Here is a 23,080-nt window from a genome sequence, read left to right as displayed (position 1 = left end):
GCTTGAACTGTTAGAAACATGAAATCTTCGATGATGTTTAGATTGAAGTAAGTAAAGGCAATATAATAGAGGAAACAAAAGAATTTTATATAATGGGGTGTTGTTTTGAGTGAACATCAGTTTCATGCCGATCACGCACATTTTTTAATGAGTGAGGAACGAAGAAAAGCATTACCACCTGAAAAAGTGCTTTCGGATCTTGATTTACAAGAGAAAGATAAAGTGGCTGACTTAGGATGTGGAAATGGATTTTTCACCATTCCAATTGCCAAGCAAACAGCCGAGATGGTTACAGCAGTAGATGCGCAGCAGGCGATGCTGGATCAACTGCGTGTAAATATTGAAGCGGAAGATTTATCAAACGTTCGTTATTTACTTAGCCGGTTGGAAAAAATCGAACAACCGGATGAATCGGTCAATAAAGTACTCGCGGCTTTTGTGTTACATGAAGTCGATGATTTAGATCAAACCTTATCGGAAATAAAACGGATCTTAAAACCTGGCGGTAAAGCATTGTTATTGGACTGGAAAGCAAAAGAGACCGAATCAGGTCCTCCGCTTCACATTCGTATTCCTGAGAGTGATTTGATGAAAAAAGTCAAAGAGATTGGTTTTGATTCGACGGAAGTTTCAGTTAGTGAAAATCATTATGGCGTACTGGCTGAATTGCCAGCTGATGAATAAGCAGAAAAGCAGCTTACCCGTTTATCAATCGTGTAAGCTGCTTTTTATGTGAAGCCGTTGAAGAAATGCTGAGACCCGTCGAAAAACTGCGTGAACCCGCCGATAAATCATGCAAAGCCGCTGAAAAATAACGTCAACCCGTCGATTAACTACCTCCAGCCGCTCAATCGATCACGACGGTAGAAGACTAGTCTTCTGATTTACTCGTTTGAGTGACTTCTCTTCTTCGTGCGTACTTTCCACCAAATGAACCCTCCAGCAATCAGGAGTGGAATTAAAATAGGTGAAAGTCCAACTAAAAAGACAACGAATCCTGAACCAACGGTAATGAGGAAATTAAGTGTATTCATAAATAAACTTTGAGCTTTTTCTCCCGTATTTAAATCGTCTCTACCTTGTAATTCGGAAACTTTCACTTGGTTTTCTTGAATATTAATCGTGATCGTTGAGAATGCAACTTGATTGTCCAGATAATCCATGCGTCCTTTAATTCGTTCAATGTCTTCTTGAACAGCAGATAAATCGTTGGATATTTTCAATAAATCATCTGTCTTCTTTGCTTGGTCCATAAATGTGAGCAATCGTTCTTCTACAGCCTCTTTTGAACGAAGTCTTGATTCTAAGTCAACGTACTCCTCACTGACGTCTTGACCGTTCGAAACTTTTTCCATTACCTTAGCTGAATTTTCCTCTGTGAAACGCATCATTTCTTCATAATGTTCTTGTGGTATACGAAGCTGGATTCGCCCATGGCGGCGTTCGCCTTCTCCAGATACATATTCTTCAGAACTTACGACATATCCACCGAGCTTGGCAACTTTCGTTCGGATTGTCTCATTCATCGTTGTCAGATCATCAACTTCCACTTGGATGTGTCCTGTATAAATAATCATTTGTACGTCAGGAAGCTGATTTTTTACAACTTGCTCATCTTCTTGAACAATTTCTTGCTCTTGGCTTTCTTCTGCTTCGCCCTCAAAACCGAGAGCTTTTTCTTCGGTAGCTTCATCGTTTGCCATTTCGTAGCTTGCATCTTCTGCCGTATCCATATCTACGTCGTTTAAAGCTGAAGGCGAATCACTAGAACAAGCAGTGATAAATACAGTGAATCCAATCAGAAATAGTTTTAAAGAATATCTTATCAAATGAATGACCCCCATCGTCTCATTTGCAATATTAGACGAAGCTTAGGTAGAAATGTTACAACTAAATGGTTGAGCATTATTGACAAAGGGAATTCAACGAACAAAAGGGATTGGAAGGGTGCCAGATGAAAAAGAGACATGTCGTACAGATCATTCTCGTACTCATATTTATATTATTTATATATTCATTCAATCAACGTTTATTAACAATATCACCGGAAACCATTCGGACATTTATCTATCAAGCCGGTTGGTTAGCCCCGTTGTTTTATATTGCTTTATATGCAGTTAGACCGTTCGTTCTCTTTCCAGCATCTGTTTTTTCGATAGCTGGCGGACTTGCGTTTGGTGCGCTCTTTGGCTTTATTTTTGCATTAATCGGCTCGATTGCCGGTGCTTTCACAGCTTTTTTCGTCGCAAGAAAGTTTGGACAGCGGGCCATTAACGCAAAATTAAAAGGAAAACTAGAGGATTTAAGTAATCGATTTGAAGAAAAAGGGTTTATGTATATTTTAGTTCTTCGTTTAATGCCCATTGTTAACTTTGATTTAATCAGCTATTCCGCTGGGATTTCAAAGGTGCGATTAAGTGACTTTATGAAAGCTACGACGATCGGAATCATTCCAGGGACGATCGTCTATAACTTATTAGGTTCGAGCATTGTCAGTGGCAGTCCAGTCAAAATGGCTTCGGTCGCTATTTTATATTTCTTCATTGTCATTATTCCGTTATTATGGAGACGAACAATTATGGAAAAAGTAGAAAAACGTAGTGAATCAAAAGCAGGTTAATGGAGGAAGTTTTGATGGAACAATTACGACAAGCTTTAAGACGAATCAATCAAAAAAGCTACAAAGCTTATAAAGATATCGCGAACATGTACACATTTCCTGATTTTCAACTGGCAATTGATTACGTACAAGGTGACCCCTTTGCTGCACCGTCGAAAATCCGGTTAATTTTTTCAAAAGAAAAACTAGGCATTGATAACAGTTGGTTTGAAACGAAACGAAGAAGAATATATGCAGAGGATGTCATCAATCGATCGGTCAATCACGCTATTAAACAGTCAAAAGTAGCTGTAAAAGGAAGCGGCAAGAGTGGAAATATTGAAATCGATGCTCCCGACCAAGTAATTTTAGAACGTTCGGCTGTTCAATTGACACCAAATCAAGGGACGATTTGTTTATCTATCGGGCTACCTGCTAATGGACGTCGAATCAACGGGAAAGAAGCCGAGAAACTTTTTTTCGATGCATTGACAAACATTGCGAAACAATCCGTTCTATCCTTGGATAAGGAAGAAGTGATTCAAGCGATTCATTTGGCTGATCAGCATGATGCTTTGCGGAAAAAAATGCATGAAGAAGGTTGGATTGCTTTTGTCGCGAATGGTTCCATCTTGCCGAGAAAAAGTGGAGTTAGTACGAAACCGATGAACGATGCCGTAGCTTTTCAAAGTCCAAAAGAAAATGAAGTCTCTGTAAAACTTCCTCATCGCACTGAACCTCTCAAGGGCATGGCAATCAAAAAAGGAATAACGTTAATCGTCGGTGGAGGCTTCCACGGAAAAAGCACGTTATTACAAGCACTTGAAGAAGGCGTTTATGAGCATGTCGCCGGCGACGGACGCGAGTTTGTTTTAACGGATCCAACAGCTACAAAAATCCGGGCTGAAGATGGACGAAGTATTACAGGTGTTGATATTTCGCCATTTATCAATGACTTGCCAAATGGTGCATCGACTAAAGATTTCTCGACGGAAAATGCGAGTGGAAGTACATCACAAGCGGCGAATGTTGTAGAAGCGTTAGAAGCAGGCGCGAATACACTTTTAATTGATGAAGATACAACGGCAACGAATTTTATGATCCGAGATCAGCGCATGCAGCAATTAGTCGCAAAAGAGAAGGAGCCGATTACACCATTTGTTCAGCGAGTGAAATCTTTATTTGATGAAAAAGGCATTTCAACGATTTTAGTCATGGGAGGCTCTGGTGATTATTTTCAAGTTGCCGATGAAGTCATTATGATGGATCAGTATTATCCGAAGAATGTTACGAAAAAAGCGAAGGAAATAGCCGGGGAGCCTTTAATTCGTACTAAATCATTGGAATTCCAACAGAATCGTGTGCCAAGTTTAGTTGGGCTGCAATCAATGCTCGGACATAAACCAAAAGTCCAAGCAAAGGGTAAGAATACCATTTTATTCGGAAAAAATCCGATTGATTTAAGTTTAGTTGAACAAATTGTCGACGTTTCCCAAACTAGAATGATTGCAAATGTGTTAAAATATATGGCATTGAAGAAATCAAATGAACAGAAATCCATCCCCGAGTGGTTGGATTGGATTGAACGACAAATAGATGAAAATGGTTTAAGCTTCACTCACAAGAATCCACAAGAGCATCCGGGTGAACTAGCTCGTCCACGACGGATGGAACTAGCTAGCGCGCTTAACCGGATCCGCAAGTTAACCATGTAAATTAAAATTGTAAAAAAAGGAGGGGTGGTCATGGACTTTCATCAATTGAAACAAGAATTACTTGAATACGGAGCTGAGGTCAACATTCAAAAAATCGGATTTGCTTCTGCGGATACTTTTGATACGTTGAAGCAACGATTGTTAGTTCAGCAAACTCTCGGTTACCATTCAGGATTTGAAAAAGGTTCGATTGAAGAACGTACCACTCCTACCAAGTTGTTGCCAAAAGCACAGTCGATTATTTCGATCGCCATCGCATATCCTTCAAGAATGAAAGATGCACCGAAAAGCCGAAAAGGGGATCGACGTGGCTTTTTTGCCAGAGCTTCATGGGGGAAAGATTACCATGATGTATTGCGTGAAAAATTACGTTTATTGGAAGAGTTTTTACATGAGAAAGTTGATGGAGTTGCGACAAAAGCGATGGTCGACACCGGTGAATTACATGATCGTGCAGTCGCTGAACGTGCGGGCGTAGGATTTGTCGGTAAAAACTGTGCTTTAATTACTGAGGAATATGGTTCCTATGTTTATTTAGGCGAGCTTATTACCAACATACCATTTGAACCAGACGAACCTGTCGAGGATGGTTGCGGAGATTGCAATATTTGTGTCGATGCTTGTCCGACGGATGCTTTAGTTCAAGGTGGTCAATTGAACGCATCTCGTTGTATCGCATTTCAAACATTGACGAAAAGCTTTCTACCTGATGAATTTCGTTCAAAACTTGGTAATCGTATTTATGGTTGTGATACGTGTCAGCTAGTTTGTCCGAAAAATAAAGGGGTGGACTTTCATCTCCACGAAGAGTTGGAACCAGACCCTGAATTGGTGAAGCCACGATTAATTCCACTGCTAACAATATCAAATCGAGAATTCAAAGATAAATTCGGCTACATGGCCGGCTCTTGGCGTGGAAAAAAACCTTTACAGCGCAATGCGATTATTGCGTTGGCGCATTATCGAGACGAAACGGCAGTTGATACGTTAAATGATTTAATGCACAAAGATCCACGACCAGTCATCCGTGGAACAGCTGCATGGGCAATTGGCAAAATCGGTACAGAGGAAGCGAAAGAACTCATCGAAACTGCGATGGAAAAAGAAACAGATGAAGATGTTTTGATAGAAATGGAAAAAGGCTTGGCATTAACAAATCAAGAAAGTGCGATGTAATAAAATGGGCTGCTGTGAAGTGGACGGTTCGCAGCGTTTATTGAGCGGTTCGCAACGTTTATCGAGCGGCTCGTGGCGTTTGTCGAGCGGTTGGCGTCGTTTATCGAGCGGCTCGCGACGTTTATCGAGCGGCTTCACACGTTCACCGAGCGTCACCCCTTGTTTGATGGCAGGTCTTCCGCTAATTCTTTGACGTACGCGGAGATTACAACGGAAGGTTATTCAAATCGAAAGCGACAAGATCAAAGACAGTTTAGAAAAAATCCGAACGGCGATTCATAACCATGCGAATCGGTTCGGATTTTATATTAGCATTGTTCCTTATAATGATCGATACTCAAATAGAGATGCTATATCTTTATACGGAAGGAAGATGGAAATGTCGAATCAACCATTGATCATACGAGAAATTGATTCGCCAATCGGCAAACTCGTATTAGGCGGGCAAGAAGACACTTTGTATTTTATTGAACACGGATCTCTAGAAGAAAAAATGAGTTGGATTGAGCGATGGATAAATAAAAACTTACCAAACTCCACATTGCATACAGACAATCAAGCGTTCCAGCATGCAATCGACGAACTGAATCAATATTTTTACCATCAAAATCAAGCATTCACGGCACCGACGAAATTTTTCGGCACGCCATTTCAACAAAAAGTATGGAACACACTACGTTCTATCCCATACGGGCAAACTGTGACGTACAAAGAAATTGCACAAAAAATCGATAATCCAAAAGCAGTCCGAGCAGTTGGCGGAGCGATTAATAAAAATCCATTATCGATTATCGTGCCATGTCATCGAGTAATTGGATCGAATAAAAAATTAATCGGATATCGTGGTGGATTGGATCGGAAAGAGAAACTACTAGTAATTGAAAATGCAGATGTTCAATAATAAAGCAATTGGGCTTTTGCAATTAAAATAGTTAGACCATCGAATCCATAACCGAATAAATGTCACGTAAATTATGATATAATATTTCCGTTCAACAAAGCTTAAGAGGTGTAAATATTATGGGAATACATATTGTTTTATATCAACCGGAGATTCCGGCGAATACAGGAAATATTGCTCGGACAGCGCTCGCAACGGGGGCTGAGTTACATTTAATTCGTCCGCTTGGATTTTCTACAGAGGATAAAATGTTGAAGCGTGCAGGTTTGGATTATTGGCATAACGTGAATATTCATTATTATGATTCGATTGAAGAGTTATATGATGCTTTTCCGACAGGGAGTTATTATTATATAGAGAACTTCGGTACGAAACATTATACCGACTATGATTTCAGTCACCCAGAAGAAGAAATATTTTTCGTATTCGGAAGGGAGACGGACGGGATTCCAACAGCTCTACTTAAAGGTAAAGAAGATCGCTGCTTGCGAATTCACATGAATGAAAAAGTACGCTCATTGAATTTATCAAATACAGCAGCAATTATTGTTTATGAGGCGCTTCGTCAACAAGGCTTTCCGAATTTACACTAGGACAAATAAAAACACCAGTCATCGAATCGAATCGATGGCTGGTGTATTTTTTGCCCAATGAAAATTAGCGTTTTGCTTCATAACCTGATGCGAAGATTGAAACAAGAAATGTAATACATACGCCAATAATTAGTGCGAGATTCATGTAGCATCCACCTCTTCTTTAAGCATACTTTATGATTTGATTATAGCTGAAATTTATTCTGTTGTGAACTATAAACCGACGAAACGTCAAACAAAGTTCGTAAAATTGTTTGCTGTAATTATGAAATCAAATGTTTTACAACGAATAAAGTATAGAGGAGTCCTTATTTAAAGGAGGCTAATGATGACAACGCACTCATTTACGTTGGAAATGTATGTTGAAGAAATATTAAAAAAGAATATTATTCCGCGGACGAGTCACGAACGTCTATATTTGGCAATTCAGCATGCGATGGAAAAAAACAACCATCACCTTCTATATGGGATGGATGAATTGCTAGAGCAGCTGCTTACCCGGTATTTCCGTCCAGCCGCAAAAGGATATGACATTCGTAAAAGAATGCTTGTGCTAATCGGTCCACCGGGAAGTGGTAAGTCAACATTCGTTCAGTTCTTCAAACAAGCGTTAAGTGATTTTACGGAAACAGACCAAGGAGCGGTTTATCGCATATTTAATTGTCCTCTTCATGAAAACCCACTTCATGCATTGCCACAATCTCTTAAACGAACCATTAAAGATGTGACCGGATACGAAATTAAAGGAAGGCTGTCTCCGTTAAATTCACACAAGCTTACAGTTGAATGGGGAAATGACTGGCGAAATATTCCTGTAGAGCGGATAACAATTTCTGAAAATGAGCGAAGAGGCATAGGGACTTTCTTGCCGGGAGACCCACAAGTTCAGGAGATTTCTGATTTAATGGGTGAGGTTGATTTTTCTACAATTACAGATTACGGTTCACAATCTCACCCATATGCCTACCGCTATGATGGGGAGCTTCAAGTAGGTAATCAAGGCATATTGGAATTACAAGAACTGTTTAAGCTGTCACCAAAATTACTTTATCCATTATTATCTGTAACTGAAGAACAAAAATACAAAATACCACGTCAGGCAATGACTCATAGTGACCTAGTCATAATCGGTCACAGCAATCCTGAAGATTTTGAACAATTTATTGCATCATCAGAGAACAGGCCTTTGGCAAGTCGAATGATTATTCAACGCGTGCCATATAACTTAAATCTTGATGAAGAGGTTAAGCTTTATAAATCAAAACTAACGGAACAAGATCTAATAAAAATTCAACCTTTTGCTTTAGAATCACTTGCAGCCACCGTCATTTATTCTAGATTGCAATCTAGTCGACACGAAATGACAAAGCTTGAGAAGATTTCGTTGTACCAAAGTAAACAGCCTCCTTATGAATCGCTAAAACAAGAATTCACTGATGAAGGTATGGATGGATTAGACCCCAGGTTAATCTTTCATTTATTATCTATTGCTATGGCGAACCGAGAAGCTGTCGTGACTTCTGAAGATTTACTTCATCTACTTTCAGATGAAATAACGAATGACTTGAGACTTCAAGTGACAGAAAAAGAGAAATATCAAACAGCAATCCAGCAAGGGAAGCGGTATTTCTATAGAGAAATTGAACTTTTTTTATTAAAGAAATTCGCTGAGATTGAGAAGGATTTTGTGGAAAAGAGCACAGAAGATTATCTTATCAAGGAGGAAGATGTATTTTCATCGGTCATTCATGAACACACCAACGAGAAAAATGAATCGATTCAGTTTAATGACTTGCCGGAAAAATTAAAACAATATATATTTCAACAGAGTGTAAAAGATTGGATATTTCTGAATGGAAGTTTAAATCAATGGTATAGAAGAAATTTATTACCAAAACTTTCAGAAAAAGAGTTGGAAATTAAAGTCGAATTGGAAAAAATTATTAAAAAGTACGACGATAGTTAATTTAGTATTCTGAACATTGAAAGACACTAGTCAAAAGTAGGGAAATTTCGACTCAAATCCTTCACTCTTAACCATTTATCATATATACTAGTTGGAGGAGAAAGCCGTTTTCCACTCGGGCTTCCAAATAGTTTGTGAATCCGGTTTAACGGGTAAATGTGATATGGATAATCGAGCGGATAAACGACATGAATATCATTAAGGACAATTGGATGAAAGTCCAAAATTGATGGGGGTAGTAATCGTGGCTATGGATGGGTCTAGCAATCGTATTTGGGAAGCTTTTCACGGTCCCAATATGGGCTATGTTGAAGAGCAATATGAACTGTTTTTAGACGACCCGGATGCAGTAGATGAATCACTGCGTCATATTTTTGAACAATACGGGGCACCGGAATGGATGGATGCCGATTATGGTGGCCAAGTAGCACCGCAGTCAGGAGGCACCACTTCATTTACTGACTTGAAAAAGTTGACAAGTGCAATGAAGTTAGTTGAGGCCATTCGTCGACATGGTCATCTTGGTGCAGATATTTATCCAGTCGGCGGTCATGATCAATCGCATGATTCGCTAATCGACCTTGAGAGTTATAACTTAACGAACGAAGATTTGAAAAAAATCGATGTTAAGTTACTAGCAGGTCATGAACATAAAGGAATTAATAACGGCTACGAGTATATCGAGCACTTGAAACAAAAGTATTTAGGAAAAACTTCATATGAATTCAACCATATCCCAGATGATGAAGAGCGCGAATGGCTTTATCAGCAGGTTGAAACAGGAGCATTTGAAATTGACTTTTCAGATGAAGATAAAAAAGATCTACTAAAACGACTAGGTGAAGTTGAGGGATTCGAAGCATTCTTACAGAAAACGTTCGTTGCACAGAAACGTTTCTCCATTGAAGGTCTCGATGTGATGGTGCCAATGCTTGATCATCTTGTTAAAAATAGTAATAAAGATTCCGTTGAGCACATCATGATGGGGATGGCTCACCGTGGTCGATTGAACGTATTGGCTCATATTCTTGGAAAACCATACGACAGAATCTTTTCTGAATTTGCTCATTCACCTAACAAAGAATTAGTACCTTCAGAAGGTTCAACAGGAATCAATTACGGTTGGACTGGAGACGTTAAGTACCACTTTGGTGGAAACTTCAAGCAAGATGAATCGAAAACGAAGATCACTTTAGGTCACAACCCTTCACACTTGGAATTTATTAATCCGATTGTTGAAGGATACACACGTGCTGTCCAAGATGATCGTTCAAATAATGGTGAAGCAAAGCCAGACTTCAATAAATCATTCTCTGTACAAATTCACGGAGATGCAGCATTTATCGGTGAAGGTGTTGTCGCTGAGACGCTTAACCTTGCGCAGCTTCATGGCTATAAAACTGGTGGAGCCGTACACATTATCGCCAACAACCTTGTCGGTTTTACAACCGATAAAGTAGAAGGGCGTTCTACAAAGTATGCATCTGACTTGGCGAAAGGATTTGAAATGCCTGTTCTTCACGTCAATGCGGATGATCCAGTAGCTTGTATTCGTGCAGTTGAATTTGCTTATCAATATCGCAGAAAATTCCAAAAAGATGTCGTTATCGATTTAGTTGGTTACAGACGTTATGGACATAACGAAATGGATGAACCACGTGGTACTCAACCATTGCTATACCAGGAGATCGATGCGCATGATACAGCGTACGAAGTGTATGCGAAACGATTAGTAGAAGAAAAAGTTCTTTCTGAAGACGAAAAAATGAAGTTTAAAGAGGATGCGATCCAAAAACTTCGTGATATTTATAATGGCATGAAAGAGCATGAAATTCATGAAACGTATGTACCAGCATTACCGGAAGGAGTCGCGGATGAGCTTGATTCAATCGAGACAAAAGTTAATCAAGATGTTTTGAAACAAGTAAACAAAGATATGTTGAAACGTCCAGAAGACTTCACTGGTTTTAAGAAACTCGAAAAAATTCTTAATCGTCGTGAGAATGCATTAGAAGAAGGCCAAAAAGTCGACTGGGCACTCGGTGAAGCACTTGCTTTCGGAACCATTTTAAAAGACGGTACACCAATCCGAATGACTGGTCAAGATTCTGAACGTGGCACATTTGCTCACCGCCACCTCGTTTTGCGCGACGTTAAAACAAATGAAAAGTACAGCCCAATGCACGGTATTGAAGGCGTGGATGCTTCCTTTAGCTTATATAACAGCCCATTGTCAGAGGTAGCGGTTTTAGGGTTTGAATATGGCTATAGTGTGCAAACCGACGATACACTTGTCTTATGGGAAGCACAGTATGGAGATTTCTCGAATGTGGCACAAGTAATCTTTGATCAATTCATTTCATCTGGTCGAGCTAAATGGGGACAAATTGCAAGCCTTGTTATGCTTCTACCACACGGATATGAAGGTCAAGGACCAGAGCACTCCAGTGCACGTTTGGAACGTTACTTGCAACTATCAGCAGAAAATAACTGGACGGTGGCGAATGTGACGACTGCCGGTCAATACTTCCATTTATTAAGAAGGCAAGCTGCAATCGTAGGGAAAGAAAACGCTCGTCCGTTGATTTTGATGACGCCTAAGAGTCTCATTCGTAATCAGCGTGTTGCCGTTGATGGCACTGAGCTGAGCGAAGGAAAGTTCCAGACAGTCTTGGAGCATAAAGAAACAGGGGACAATCCAGAATCCGTAAAACGATTAGTTATTGGAAGCGGAAAAGTGATGGTCGACCTTGAAGAAGCTTTAGAGGACATGGACAATACAGAAAGCTTGCATTGTGTCCGATTAGAACAAATTTATCCATTCCCAGAAGACCGTCTGAAAGAACTTCTGAAGAAATACAAAAATGTTGAAGACATTGTATGGGTTCAAGAGGAACCGAAGAATATGGGAAGCTGGGAATTCGTCAACGACAGAATTCGTGATATTATGAAGAAGAAACAGAATCTCTTATACGTAGGTAGACCGGATCGTTCTTCACCTGCCGTTGGTGATCCAAACATTCACAAAGCAGAACAAAGTCAAATCATTGAAGAAGCACTAAAGCTTGACTAAAAGGAGGAAAATAACGTGAAGGAAATCGTTGTACCGGAATTAGCCGAATCGATTACTGAAGGTACAGTAGCTGAGTGGTTAGTTCAAAAAGGTGAAAAAGTAGAAAAGGGAGATGCCATCCTTGAATTAGAGACAGACAAAGTAAACGTTGAAGTTAACTCTGACTTTACAGGCGTTCTTGCTGAAGTTCTTGTAGAAGAAGGCGACGACGTAGAAGTAGGAGACGTTATTGCTAAAATCGATGAGAACGGTGAAGCAGGTGGTAGTTCATCAGAATCCAGTGAAGAAACAGTAGAGAAGGAAGAAAAGAAAGAAGAAGCATCTACTGAAAAGCCAGCTGAAGAAAAGAAAGCAGAACCTGCTAAAGAAGAAAAAGAACAAGCGGACTCAACAGACCAGCCAGTTGCTTCTCCAGCAACACGTAAACGTGCGCGTGAACTTGGAATTGACTTAAATGACATTAAACCAAAAGATCCAGTAGGTCGAATTTCCAAAGAAGACGTGGAAGCAGCAGCAAGCCAGAAAGCAGAAGGCAGCAAAGCGAAGTCTTCCAAAAAAGAAGAAAGCAGCGAAAAAACAGAATTCGATAAACCGGTTGAGCGAGAGAAGCTATCACGTCGTCGTCAAACGATTGCCAAGCGTTTAGTTGAAGTTCAACAAGAATCAGCGATGTTAACAACGTTTAACGAAGTCGATATGACGAATATTATGAAGCTTCGCAGTGAACGTAAAGATGAGTTCTTGGAAAAACATGGCGTAAAATTAGGTTTCATGTCATTCTTTACCAAAGCTGTTATAGGTGCTTTGAAAGAATTCCCATTAGTGAATTCTGAAATCCAAGGTAAAGAAGTAGTGAAGAAGAAGTTTTATGACATTGGTATGGCTGTATCAACAGAAGAAGGTCTAGTTGTTCCTGTTGTTAGGGATGCCGATCGTCTAAGCTTTGCAGGAATTGAAAAAGAAGTTGGGGACTTGGCGAAAAAAGCTCGTGATGGAAAACTGACATTAGACGATCTAAGTGGAGGTTCATTCACAATCACAAATGGTGGTATTTTTGGATCCTTGCTATCCACACCAATCTTGAACTCACCTCAAGTAGGTATTTTAGGGATGCACACGATTCAAAAACGTCCTGTCGTTATGCCAGATGACTCAATTGAAGTCCGCCCAATGATGTACTTGGCACTTTCTTATGATCACAGAATCATTGACGGAAGAGAAGCTGTTCAGTTCTTGGTTCGTGTCAAAGAAATGATTGAAGATCCTTATGATCTACTATTAGAAGGATAATAAAAAAGTTAAATAGCTAATACTTTGAACATGGCACCTACTCCTAAAATTACGGAGTAGGTGTTATTTTTTGCTCAAATAATACAGTATATTCCGATATTAAAACTTCCTCGCGAACAATTTTTACAGCTTATGAATCATGATATTTTAGTTATTGTGCATGGACTCCTATCCTATTAATACGATGGTTATAGAGATGTTAAATGCAATAAGAATGCAAATAGAAAACGTTTTCACAAATATAAATGTTGAAAATAGTTAGAAAAAATGAAAAATAACCTTCGTAATTTACATTATTCATGATATAATGAAACAAACTTGTAATAACAACTTAATATTCTGATGATTTACATAGTTTAAATAAACATTGAAATTAAATATTTTAAAAAACTCTTGAAATTATAGCTGATTATGTATAATATATTTATTAACCAATTTCATTTATTGTACATATATGTCTGTTATTCCATTTTAAGTATTTTTTATAGTTAAGATTCTGAATTATTCTAAAACAACAGAGGTGCTTTCGATGAGCGAACATACTAAAGAAAATAAAGCCCCACTTCTAGAAGTAAAGAATTTGGAAACGGCTTTTCCGATTGACGGGGAGTACTACAACGCCGTAGATGATGTTTCATTTACTGTCGATCGTGGCAAAATCGTTGGTGTTGTAGGAGAATCCGGTTGTGGTAAAAGTGTCATGTCATTATCGATTATGCATTTACTACCGAAAGGAATCGGCAAAATAAAAGGTGGACAAATTCTTTTAGATGGAAAAGATATTACCAACTATAACGATAAAGAAATGAATAAGATTCGCGGCAAAGATATATCAATGATTTTCCAGGAACCAATGACTGCATTAAACCCAGTCTTTACAATCGGTTTCCAACTCGAAGAAGTTTTGTTTAATCATTTCAAAATTTCAAAGAAGGAAGCACGACAAAAATCTGTTTCATTACTTCGGAGTGTAGGCATTTCAAGACCTGACGATGTCGTTCAGGAATATCCACACCAATTATCAGGCGGTATGAGACAGCGTGTCATGATTGCAATGGCTATTGCTTGCCAACCGCAATTACTGATTGCTGATGAACCTACAACAGCACTTGATGTAACTGTTCAAGCACAGATTCTTGATCTTTTAAAAGAAGTTCAATCAATTAATGACATGGCAATTGTACTTATCACCCACGATCTAGGTGTAGTTGCTGAAATGTGTGATGATGTAATTGTTATGTATGCTGGAGAGATTGTTGAGAAAACCACTGTAGAAGAGCTGTTTGAAAATCCAAAACATCCATATACAGAAAAATTGATTGATTCCATTCCGAAAATGGCTGAAAAACAAGAACGACTCGGTTCCATTCCAGGAATCGTACCATCGTTAAAAAACATGCCGCGGGTAGGATGTAAATTTGCCGACCGTTGTGCAAGAGCAATGCCGGAATGCACGACGATTACACCATTACTTGGCGAAGTGAAAGACGGTCACGAAGTGGCATGTATCTTATACGATGAAAGCCGACCAAAAGAAAGGGCGAATGCGTAATGGCGACAACTGAGACATTCACAAATGCGGAAGTTAGAAAAGAACAACGTGACGCAAAAGAAAATATTCTCGAGGTCAAAAATCTTAAAACCTATTATCCAATTAAAGGTGGATTTTTCAGAAGAACAGTAGGACATGTGAAAGCCGTCGATGACATTAGTTTCAATATTAAAAAGGGAGAAACATTTGGACTTGTCGGTGAATCGGGGTGTGGGAAATCGACAGCTGGTCGAACACTCCTACGCTTGTTGAAACCAACTGAAGGGGAAATTATTTTCGATGGCGAAAACATTACTAATCTAGCTGGTAATAAACTTCGCAAAAAAAGACAAGACTTTCAAATGGTATTCCAAGATCCCTATGCATCGTTGAATCCAATGCAGAATGTCGGTGAAATCGTTGCCGAACCGATCCGTAACTATAATACAGGTAAAAGTAAAAAAGAAATTGAAGAAGAAGTAAGGAACTTGTTGACACGAGTCGGCCTTCCACAAGATGCTTATGACAAATATGCACATGAATTTTCAGGTGGACAACGGCAAAGGATTGGGATTGCCCGAGCGCTTGCTTTGAACCCGAAATTTATCATCGCTGATGAGCCTGTTTCAGCATTAGATGTTTCGGTACAATCACAAGTTTTGAATCTATTAATGGATCTCCAGGATGAATTTGATCTTACATATTTATTTATCGCGCACGACCTAAGTGTTGTAAAGCATATGAGTGATCGAATCGGAGTTATGTATCTTGGAAACCTAGTGGAATTGGCCGATAACGAATCGATTTACAATGAACCACTTCATCCTTATACGCAGGCATTAATTTCTGCCATACCTCATCCTAATCCAAAGATGAAAAAGGAAAGGATCGTATTGGAAGGTGACGTACCAAGCCCTTCTAATCCACCAAGCGGATGTCCGTTCCATACGAGGTGTCCGATGGCTAAAGAGGAATGCTCAGAAATCAGGCCAACTTTAAAGGAGGTGAAGCCAGGTCATCACGTAGCTTGCATCCTTTATGATTAAGAAGTCAATTAATATTCAAAAAACAGGGGGAAAGAAAATGAAGAAATCTTATTGGCTAGTTGCCATGATGCTTGTTCTTGCAATGTTCCTAGCTGCTTGTGGCGGGGATGATAGTGAAGAGCAAGGCAATGAAGATGAGGGTACAGAAGAAGAATCTTCTGATGAATCCTCAGAAGAAGGTACAGAGGAAGAGTCCTCGGAAGAAGGTTCAGAAGAGGCTTCTGGTGATGGTGAACCAGTTGATGGAGGAACATTGATTTATGCAATTGACTCAGAACCATCTGGTCCACTTGATATCAACTTCTATAGATCATCTACTGAAGCTGAGATCAACCAGTTTGTTCAAGAAGGATTCATTGAATATGATGAAGAATTCAATCCAATTCCTCACTTAGCGGAATGGGAAACAGAAGATCAAAAAACATATAATTTCACGATTAAAGAAGGCGTAAAATGGCATAACGGTGACGAATTAACTGTTAATGACTGGGTATTCGCAATCGAAACGCTAGCACACCCTGATTATACAGGACCTCGTTGGGCAAACGTTCAAACGATCGAAGGTGCTGCTGATTTCCGTGAAGGTAATGCTGAAGAAATTTCAGGTTTGAATGTTAAGAGTGATTATGAAATTGAAATTACTTTTGATAAAGCGCGTGTAAACAACCTATTGAACCTATGGACAAACCCAATGAACCAGACAGCATTCGAAGGAATCGAAGTTGCTGAAATGGAAGAATCCGCTCCTTCTATGACTGAAATCGTTGGAACAGGACCTTTCAAAGTAAAAAATACATCTGCTGGTGAATATTATGAGTTAGAAAAGAACGAAGATTACTGGCAAGGCGAGCCACACTTAGATGGGCTGACAGTTCGTGTTGTAGCCAACACTTCTGTAATTGGTGCACTTGAGAACGGCGAAGTTGACATGGTTCCAGTTCACCCAACTCAAGGTAAAGAAGCAGACGCTTTAGACAACGTTTCTGTTATTACTTACCCAGGTGTTTCTTACTACTATGTAGGATTCAAGCTAGGTGTATTTGATAAAGAAGCTGGAGAAATCGTTGAAGATAAGGAAAAATATAGTAACAAAAAGTTACGTCAAGCACTATGGCATGCAATCGACCGTGAACAGTGGATCGAAACATTCTTCGGTGGTTATGGTAAAACACTTAACGCACCAATCCCTACGTCTCACTGGATTGCTGCAGATAACGATGACTTGAAACAATACGAATACTCTACTGAAAAAGCTAAAGAATTGCTAGCTGAAGCAGGTTATGAAGATACGAACGGTGATGGATTCGTAGAAGACCCTGAAGGAAATGAGTTTGTCTTATCATTCTCTCACTATGATACGGGTAACCCATCATTTGAAACTCGTGCACAAGCACTTGTTCAGCAGTGGGAAGCTGTCGGTGTCAAATCTGAATTAGAAATGGTAGAAGTACAAAACTATTATGAAATGATTGAAAACGATGATCCTGCAATCGAAGCATTCTTCGGTGGATGGAGTGTCGGTGCTGATCCAGACCCAACTGCACTATGGGCATCTGATCAACTATGGAACTACCCACGTTTCAACAATGAAGAAGCTGACCAACTTCTAGAAGATGCACTTGATGTAGAAGTTGTGGGTGATGATAAAGACAAACGTAAAGACGTATACACTGAATGGCAGAAACTTGTAAACGAAGAAGCTCCTGCTTTAATCATTGGTGAGCTTGAAGAAGTTTACGCTGTCAACGAACGTGTAGGCGGACTTGAATATGATGTAACAGGATTCAACAACGCTATGAACTGGTTTGTTACAGACGGAGCAGATAAGTAAACCATCCGTTAGTATGAAACGATAAGGAGAATTTACATGTTAAAATATACACTCCGAAGATTACTAGGCATGATTCCAATGCTACTCCTTATCTCCATTGTAGTGTTTTCCCTGGCAATGTTTATGCCAGGGGATCCACTTGGTGGAGAAATTGATCCAACGAATTCTGATCCAGAGTACATTGAGGAAATGAGAGAAAAATTAGGATATAACGATCCAATTCATGTTCAATATTGGACTTGGGTTACCAATTTTGTACAAGGAGACTTTGGTAAATCTACACAGTACAAAGTACAAGTCTCAGAACTCGTTAAATCTCGAATGCTGAACACGTTGTTTCTGGGTATAAGTTCGATTGTCATTACATATATCTTTGCTTTCGCAATGGGAATGACTGCAGGGAGAAAAGCTTACTCAAAATTAGATCATTTCATCGGCGGGTTAAATTATTTTGGCTTAGCAGTTCCAAACTATATTGCTGGGGTCGTCATAATTTATTTCTTCTCTTTTAAGTTAGGGTGGATTCCGTTTGGTGGTTCACATGAAATTGGACTTCAGCCAGGTACATTAGAATACTGGATTAGTCGATTCCATTATGTGTTAGCACCTGCAATCGTACTTGGTGCATTAAGTACCGCTAGTTACACTCAGTTTTTACGTAACGATATCATTGAAAGTAGTCGAAAAGATTTTGTCCGAACAGCAAGAGCAAAAGGTACTTCAGAATCGAAAATCTATAACAGTCATATTTTAAGAAATTCCTTAATACCTCTAATAACGTTTTTAGGATTCGACATTGTAACTATTGTTAACGGTGCGGTCATCACAGAAGCAATATTTACGTATCCTGGGATAGGAACATTATTTTTAAACTCAGTGAACAACCGTGATTACTCCGTATTGATGACATTAACAATGTTCTTCTCGTTACTTGTATTAATAGGAAACTTAGTCGCAGATTTGCTATATGGAATAGTGGATCCGAGAATTCGCATAGATTAGGAGGAGTGGCTGTGGAAACCAATACTATTACTAACGCTACACCAAAGCCACAAAAAAATATGTCGCCATGGGCGATAGCCAGAAGAAAATTTGTTAAGAATAAATTGGCTATGATCAGTTTAGCTTATTTATTATTTATCATTATCATTTCATTTTTGGCACCTTATATTACGACAGCAGATATAAGTCTTGTTAATATCGGTCAAATGGAGCTACCTCCATCTGCTGATCATTGGTTTGGAACAGATAAAAGTGGCCGTGATGTCTTTACGAGACTATTATATGGTGGACGAGTTTCATTGCTAGTCGGAATGGCCTGTACTGTGGCGGTTACTATTTTCGGAACAATCGTCGGTTCAATCGCCGGGTATTTCGGAGGAAAGATTGATAGTATCTTAATGCGTTTTACGGATTTCGTTTTGAACTTTCCATTCTTAGTTTTCGTAATCGTACTAAGTGCAATTTTATTCGGAGAAGTAGATGGTGTTTGGGTTTTAATCCTTGTCATTAGTGTACTAAGTTGGGGCGGTGTTGCTCGTCTTGTTCGTAGTAAAGTATTGACGGAGAAAGAAAATGAGTATGTGTTAGCGGCAGTATCAATTGGTACGAACCCGTTTAAAGTTATTACTAAACACTTACTACCAAACATTTTATCTACAATTATTGTTCAATCAACTATTCTCTTTGCAAATATGATTGTAGTAGAATCCGGTTTAAGTTACCTTGGTTTCGGTGTACCTTCATCAACACCAAGTTGGGGAAATATGTTAAAGGCTTCCCAAGAATCGGATGTATTGCAACATATGCCATGGATTTGGGCGCCGCCCGGAATCGTATTAGTTTTGACAATCCTGTCAATTAACTTTATCGGTGAAGGAATTAAAGATGCGTTGAATCCAAAATCTTATCGTTAAATCATAACTCGCTCATTAACTACATATTAATGAGCGAGTTTTTTTGCGTGAGGAGTGATTAATTGTTTGACGATCTTGAAAAATGGATGAAAAATATACCAACTATTCTCCATGGTCACGAACCAAATGATCTAGATGAAGGAAAAACGAAACGAATAGAAGGGATTTCTTCATCTCACACACCTGTTTATCCATTTAATATGGAAAACTTTCTGCAGGAATTAAAGAAATATGAAAATGAAAAAAATAGTTATCCACGTAAAATATTTGATAAGAAAAATACTTTATTGAAAGCAGTGAGTTTACCATTTTCTTTCGAAGATACAGTCACCTATCGCTATCCATTGATACGTGAATGTAAACTAGAGCAAATAATCAAAATAATCTTGATTGATTGTTCTAATTCGATGAATCACCTGCTGAATTCAAACAAGTTACCTGTAAACTTAAATTCTTCTAAACACCTAACGTTCTTTCTTTATCATCGTGATTCGATCTTTTCCTGGTCAAAACAATTGAACTTACCAACGATTGAAGGATCTACATCGATTAGCAATTGTCTAAGGCAACTACATGATTTAATGAAAGATGACACGATACATTGGTTTTTTTCCATTGAACACATCAGTGATGGAAGAATTTCAACAGATGAGTATCGTTCGATCTTAAATTACCTTTATGAGTATGCTAAGAAAGGTCATGATTACACTTTATATGAAGTTCGAAAACAAGGTTCACTGACTAGTTCACTAGGTGAAGCGATTCTTAATCAATTCCCCACTTCTGTAAATATCTCTGCGAAAACAGTAATGATTTAAAATTCGACTAATTTGTTAAGAAGAAAAGTTATTCAAAATGATACTGAGGTACCTCTAAAAAAACAATGAGAAGAACTAAAAGTAATATAATTTTGTTCCCCTTTTCTATTGCTTAAAAACTTATTTCTTGATACATTTAAAAATAGTTTAAAATCTTTTTTTGTTCTATTTATGAGGAGGAGACGAAATGGGAATTATATTAGCCATTGTCGCAATAGCTCTTGTGTTGGGGCTAGCATGGTTATTATCAAATGATAAAAAATACATACCCTTCAAAGGTATAGGGATTATGTTAGTTGCACAGGTGATTATTACCTGGTTTATGTTTAATACTTCAATTGGAGAAAAGATTATTTTATGGATTTCTGACTTATTTAATAAACTCATCTCATTTGGACGTTCCGGTGCAGAATTTGTTATCGGAGGGATTGAGATATCGGGTGATCAAGTATTCCTTTTCGATGTCTTGATGATTATTATCTTTTTCGCAACGATATTGTCTGTTTTAACGTATATAAGAATTTTACCGATTACTATTAAATATGTCGGTGCTGTCTTGTCTAAGATTACTGGTTTACCTAAAATTGAATCATTTAACGCGGTTAACAGTTTGTTCTTCGGTCAATCGGAGGCATTACTTGGCATAAAATCACAGTTTCATCGATTAACAGATAACCGTTTGTATATTGTCAGTGCGTCTGCAATGGGTTCTGTATCAGCTTCGATCGTTGGTGCATACATGACGATGATTCCACCACAGTATGTTTTGGTTGCGCTACCATTAAACATGTTCAGTGCTTTAATTGTTGCTTCAATTATTGCGCCTGTAAAAACAGAAGAAGAAGATGATGAAGTTGATGTAAAGGATGTTTCCGGCGCAAAAAGTGTATTTGAAGCTATGGCGAATGGTGCATTAGACGGGGGTAAAATTGCTTTAATCGTTGCTGCTATGTTAATTGCATTTTTAGCATCTCTAGAGCTTGTCAACTGGATCATCGGTAGTATTTTCACTGGAGTAACATTACAACAAATTTTAGGTTATGTTCTTGCGCCACTTGTTTTCTTAATGGGTGTTCCAATGGATGAAGTCATTAATGCAGGTAGTTTAATGGGAACAAAAATTATTACAAACGAATTTGTTGCGATGTCTCAATATGGAGATATCTCCGCACAGTTCTCCGCTAAAACGAAAGCTATTGTTTCTGTATTCTTGACAAGCTTTGCAAACTTTAGCTCCATTGGTATTATTGCCGGTACTGTTGCTGGGATTAGTTCTGAAAAAGGGAGAATCGTGTCCCGCTTCGGAATGAAGTTATTAGTTGGTGCGACTCTTGCATCTGTCCTATCTGCAACAATTGCTGGATTGTTTGTTTAATACTTCAATAATACTGCATCTACATGAATTCCATTGTAGGTGCAGTTTTTTAATGCTGTTCTGGTTATGTAGCAAATATGAAAGTAATAATGGAAAATTGACCATAGAATAGTATAATGAATAAAGTATAAAAATAGCCTAAGACATAAAAGCAGAAAGGATGGGAATGAGTGGGAAAACAAACGATTTTATTTACCGGAGGTGGGACGGCTGGTCATGTCGTCGTCAATCTGGCACTAATTCCCGAGTTTGTGGAAGAGGGATATGATGTTCATTATGTCGGTTCTTATGAAGGTATTGAACGTGAGCTAATCGAAGGATTATCTGGGGTGACTTATCACGCAATTTCAACTGGAAAGCTTCGGAGATATTTGTCAAAAGAAAATATAAAAGACCCATTTAAAGTGATGAAAGGCGTCTATCAATCCAATCGGTTAATAAAAAAAATAAAGCCTTCGATCGTCTTTTCCAAAGGTGGGTTTGTATCAGTACCCGTTGTCATCGCATCGAAATTTAAAAACGTACCGGCCATAATCCATGAATCAGATATTACACCAGGTCTAGCGAATAAAGTCGCTTCAAAGTTTGCACGGTATATTTTGACGAACTTCCCGGAAACGGTGAAGTATTTACCGGAAGAGAAGGCGAAGTATGTCGGCGCAATTATTCGTGAAGAACTATTTCAAGGCAATCGTGAGCAGGCATATTCATTTACTGGATTTACACAGAAGAAACCTGTTCTCTTAGTGATGGGCGGAAGTGTTGGATCTGTCAAAATGAATGAAGCAATTAGAAATAAACTGCAAACGCTAACTGAAAAATTTCAGATAATCCACTTATGCGGCAAAGGGAATATTGATTCGTCTATCCAACAAGAAAGCTACGTTCAATATGAATATGTCACAGATGAATTAAAGGACTTGCTGGCAATTAGCGATATTGTCATTTCTAGAGCTGGTGCTAACTCCATTTTTGAGTTTTTAGCTTTGCGTAAGCCAATGCTATTGATTCCGTTATCTTTACAAGCAAGCCGTGGAGATCAACTACTAAACGCAGAGTCCTTTGAAAAACAAGGATTCGCTTCGGTGTTACAAGAGGAAGAACTTGACGGAGACCGACTAGTCGATCATGTGAATGAGTTATATAATGAGCGGTTCCGTTATAAAGACTATATGGCAAAATATGAACCGAGAAAAACAAAAGATGAAGTTATTCAATTAATTAAAGAAACGATGAAAAAATAACTAAGA

The 23,080-nt window shown here is 38.6% G+C and carries 19 protein-coding genes; 18 read left to right on the top strand and 1 reads right to left on the bottom strand.

Annotated elements, in window-relative coordinates:
• The first annotated feature begins 105 nt into the window (after positions 1-105).
• A complete protein-coding gene (locus KC820_RS02720) occupies positions 106-684 on the top strand; it encodes a class I SAM-dependent methyltransferase (protein WP_212367776.1) in 579 nt (192 codons plus the stop codon).
• A 200-nt stretch (positions 685-884) separates the two neighbouring features.
• Here the strand turns inward: KC820_RS02720 and KC820_RS02715 are convergent, their stop codons facing one another.
• Positions 885-1,829: a DUF4349 domain-containing protein gene (locus tag KC820_RS02715; protein WP_212367773.1), complete on the bottom strand. Its 945-nt coding sequence runs from the start codon at positions 1,827-1,829 to the stop codon at positions 885-887.
• A 125-nt stretch (positions 1,830-1,954) separates the two neighbouring features.
• Between KC820_RS02715 and KC820_RS02710 the strand changes: the two genes are divergently transcribed.
• From KC820_RS02710 to KC820_RS02630, 17 genes are all read left to right on the top strand, one after another.
• Positions 1,955-2,620 (top strand): TVP38/TMEM64 family protein, encoded by a 666-nt coding sequence (locus KC820_RS02710; RefSeq protein ID WP_212367770.1) that lies wholly within the window; start codon positions 1,955-1,957, stop codon positions 2,618-2,620.
• Positions 2,621-2,634: 14 nt separating this feature from the next.
• Positions 2,635-4,314, top strand: coding sequence for an ABC-ATPase domain-containing protein (locus tag KC820_RS02705; protein WP_212367767.1), 1,680 nt, complete (start codon positions 2,635-2,637; stop codon positions 4,312-4,314).
• Between the two features lie 30 nt (positions 4,315-4,344).
• A complete protein-coding gene (gene queG, locus KC820_RS02700; protein ID WP_212367765.1) occupies positions 4,345-5,490 on the top strand; it encodes a tRNA epoxyqueuosine(34) reductase QueG in 1,146 nt (381 codons plus the stop codon).
• 72 nt (positions 5,491-5,562) lie between these two features.
• Entirely contained in the window at positions 5,563-5,772 is a 210-nt protein-coding gene (locus KC820_RS02695; protein WP_212367762.1) for a hypothetical protein, read from the top strand.
• 97 nt (positions 5,773-5,869) lie between these two features.
• Positions 5,870-6,391: a methylated-DNA--[protein]-cysteine S-methyltransferase gene (locus KC820_RS02690; protein ID WP_212367760.1), complete on the top strand. Its 522-nt coding sequence runs from the start codon at positions 5,870-5,872 to the stop codon at positions 6,389-6,391.
• Between the two features lie 119 nt (positions 6,392-6,510).
• Positions 6,511-6,984: a tRNA (uridine(34)/cytosine(34)/5-carboxymethylaminomethyluridine(34)-2'-O)-methyltransferase TrmL gene (gene trmL / locus KC820_RS02685; protein WP_144088283.1), complete on the top strand. Its 474-nt coding sequence runs from the start codon at positions 6,511-6,513 to the stop codon at positions 6,982-6,984.
• 328 nt (positions 6,985-7,312) lie between these two features.
• The gene (locus tag KC820_RS02680; protein WP_212367757.1) at positions 7,313-8,950 is read left to right on the top strand and encodes a P-loop NTPase family protein; all 1,638 of its coding nucleotides are present in this window, start codon (positions 7,313-7,315) and stop codon (positions 8,948-8,950) included.
• A 250-nt stretch (positions 8,951-9,200) separates the two neighbouring features.
• A complete protein-coding gene (locus KC820_RS02675; RefSeq protein ID WP_212367940.1) occupies positions 9,201-12,023 on the top strand; it encodes a 2-oxoglutarate dehydrogenase E1 component in 2,823 nt (940 codons plus the stop codon).
• A 15-nt stretch (positions 12,024-12,038) separates the two neighbouring features.
• Positions 12,039-13,313: a 2-oxoglutarate dehydrogenase complex dihydrolipoyllysine-residue succinyltransferase gene (odhB, locus tag KC820_RS02670; protein WP_212367754.1), complete on the top strand. Its 1,275-nt coding sequence runs from the start codon at positions 12,039-12,041 to the stop codon at positions 13,311-13,313.
• Between the two features lie 529 nt (positions 13,314-13,842).
• Positions 13,843-14,865, top strand: coding sequence for an ABC transporter ATP-binding protein (locus KC820_RS02665; protein WP_212367751.1), 1,023 nt, complete (start codon positions 13,843-13,845; stop codon positions 14,863-14,865).
• Entirely contained in the window at positions 14,865-15,890 is a 1,026-nt protein-coding gene (locus KC820_RS02660) for an ABC transporter ATP-binding protein (protein ID WP_212367749.1), read from the top strand. Before KC820_RS02665 ends, KC820_RS02660 begins: the two co-directional genes overlap by 1 nt.
• Before the next feature lie 37 nt (positions 15,891-15,927).
• Entirely contained in the window at positions 15,928-17,721 is a 1,794-nt protein-coding gene (opp4A, locus tag KC820_RS02655) for an oligopeptide ABC transporter substrate-binding protein (RefSeq protein WP_212367747.1), read from the top strand.
• 36 nt (positions 17,722-17,757) lie between these two features.
• Positions 17,758-18,723 (top strand): oligopeptide ABC transporter permease, encoded by a 966-nt coding sequence (gene opp4B / locus KC820_RS02650; RefSeq protein WP_212367745.1) that lies wholly within the window; start codon positions 17,758-17,760, stop codon positions 18,721-18,723.
• A gap of 59 nt (positions 18,724-18,782) precedes the next feature.
• Entirely contained in the window at positions 18,783-19,637 is an 855-nt protein-coding gene (gene opp4C, locus KC820_RS02645) for an oligopeptide ABC transporter permease (protein WP_212367938.1), read from the top strand.
• Between the two features lie 62 nt (positions 19,638-19,699).
• Positions 19,700-20,455 carry a hypothetical protein gene (locus tag KC820_RS02640; protein WP_212367743.1) on the top strand — a complete coding sequence of 252 codons (756 nt, stop codon included), beginning with the start codon at positions 19,700-19,702 and terminating at the stop codon, positions 20,453-20,455.
• Between the two features lie 187 nt (positions 20,456-20,642).
• Complete coding sequence (locus KC820_RS02635) at positions 20,643-21,830, top strand: NupC/NupG family nucleoside CNT transporter (protein ID WP_212367741.1); 1,188 nt, start codon at positions 20,643-20,645, stop codon at positions 21,828-21,830.
• Positions 21,831-22,000: 170 nt separating this feature from the next.
• Positions 22,001-23,074, top strand: coding sequence for an undecaprenyldiphospho-muramoylpentapeptide beta-N-acetylglucosaminyltransferase (locus KC820_RS02630; protein WP_212367739.1), 1,074 nt, complete (start codon positions 22,001-22,003; stop codon positions 23,072-23,074).
• Positions 23,075-23,080 lie beyond the last annotated feature (6 nt).

Source organism: Allobacillus saliphilus, from assembly GCF_018138385.1.
Classification (GTDB): domain Bacteria; phylum Bacillota; class Bacilli; order Bacillales; family Alkalibacillaceae; genus Allobacillus; species Allobacillus saliphilus.
Note: the sequence above shows the minus strand (reverse complement) of the source record. Positions and strands in the feature narration are given on the sequence as shown.

What these genes read in the sequence shown, in the direction of transcription:
- KC820_RS02710 (WP_212367770.1), top strand. Translation starts at nt 1,955, where the DNA reads ATGAAAAAGAGACATGTCGTACAGATCATTCTCGTACTCATATTTATA.
- KC820_RS02705 (WP_212367767.1), top strand. Translation starts at nt 2,635, where the DNA reads ATGGAACAATTACGACAAGCTTTAAGACGAATCAATCAAAAAAGCTAC.
- queG (WP_212367765.1), top strand. Translation starts at nt 4,345, where the DNA reads ATGGACTTTCATCAATTGAAACAAGAATTACTTGAATACGGAGCTGAG.
- KC820_RS02690 (WP_212367760.1), top strand. Translation starts at nt 5,870, where the DNA reads ATGTCGAATCAACCATTGATCATACGAGAAATTGATTCGCCAATCGGC.
- trmL (WP_144088283.1), top strand. Translation starts at nt 6,511, where the DNA reads ATGGGAATACATATTGTTTTATATCAACCGGAGATTCCGGCGAATACA.
- KC820_RS02680 (WP_212367757.1), top strand. Translation starts at nt 7,313, where the DNA reads ATGACAACGCACTCATTTACGTTGGAAATGTATGTTGAAGAAATATTA.
- KC820_RS02675 (WP_212367940.1), top strand. Translation starts at nt 9,201, where the DNA reads ATGGATGGGTCTAGCAATCGTATTTGGGAAGCTTTTCACGGTCCCAAT.
- KC820_RS02665 (WP_212367751.1), top strand. Translation starts at nt 13,843, where the DNA reads ATGAGCGAACATACTAAAGAAAATAAAGCCCCACTTCTAGAAGTAAAG.
- KC820_RS02660 (WP_212367749.1), top strand. Translation starts at nt 14,865, where the DNA reads ATGGCGACAACTGAGACATTCACAAATGCGGAAGTTAGAAAAGAACAA.
- opp4A (WP_212367747.1), top strand. Translation starts at nt 15,928, where the DNA reads ATGAAGAAATCTTATTGGCTAGTTGCCATGATGCTTGTTCTTGCAATG.
- opp4B (WP_212367745.1), top strand. Translation starts at nt 17,758, where the DNA reads ATGTTAAAATATACACTCCGAAGATTACTAGGCATGATTCCAATGCTA.
- opp4C (WP_212367938.1), top strand. Translation starts at nt 18,783, where the DNA reads ATGTCGCCATGGGCGATAGCCAGAAGAAAATTTGTTAAGAATAAATTG.
- KC820_RS02635 (WP_212367741.1), top strand. Translation starts at nt 20,643, where the DNA reads ATGGGAATTATATTAGCCATTGTCGCAATAGCTCTTGTGTTGGGGCTA.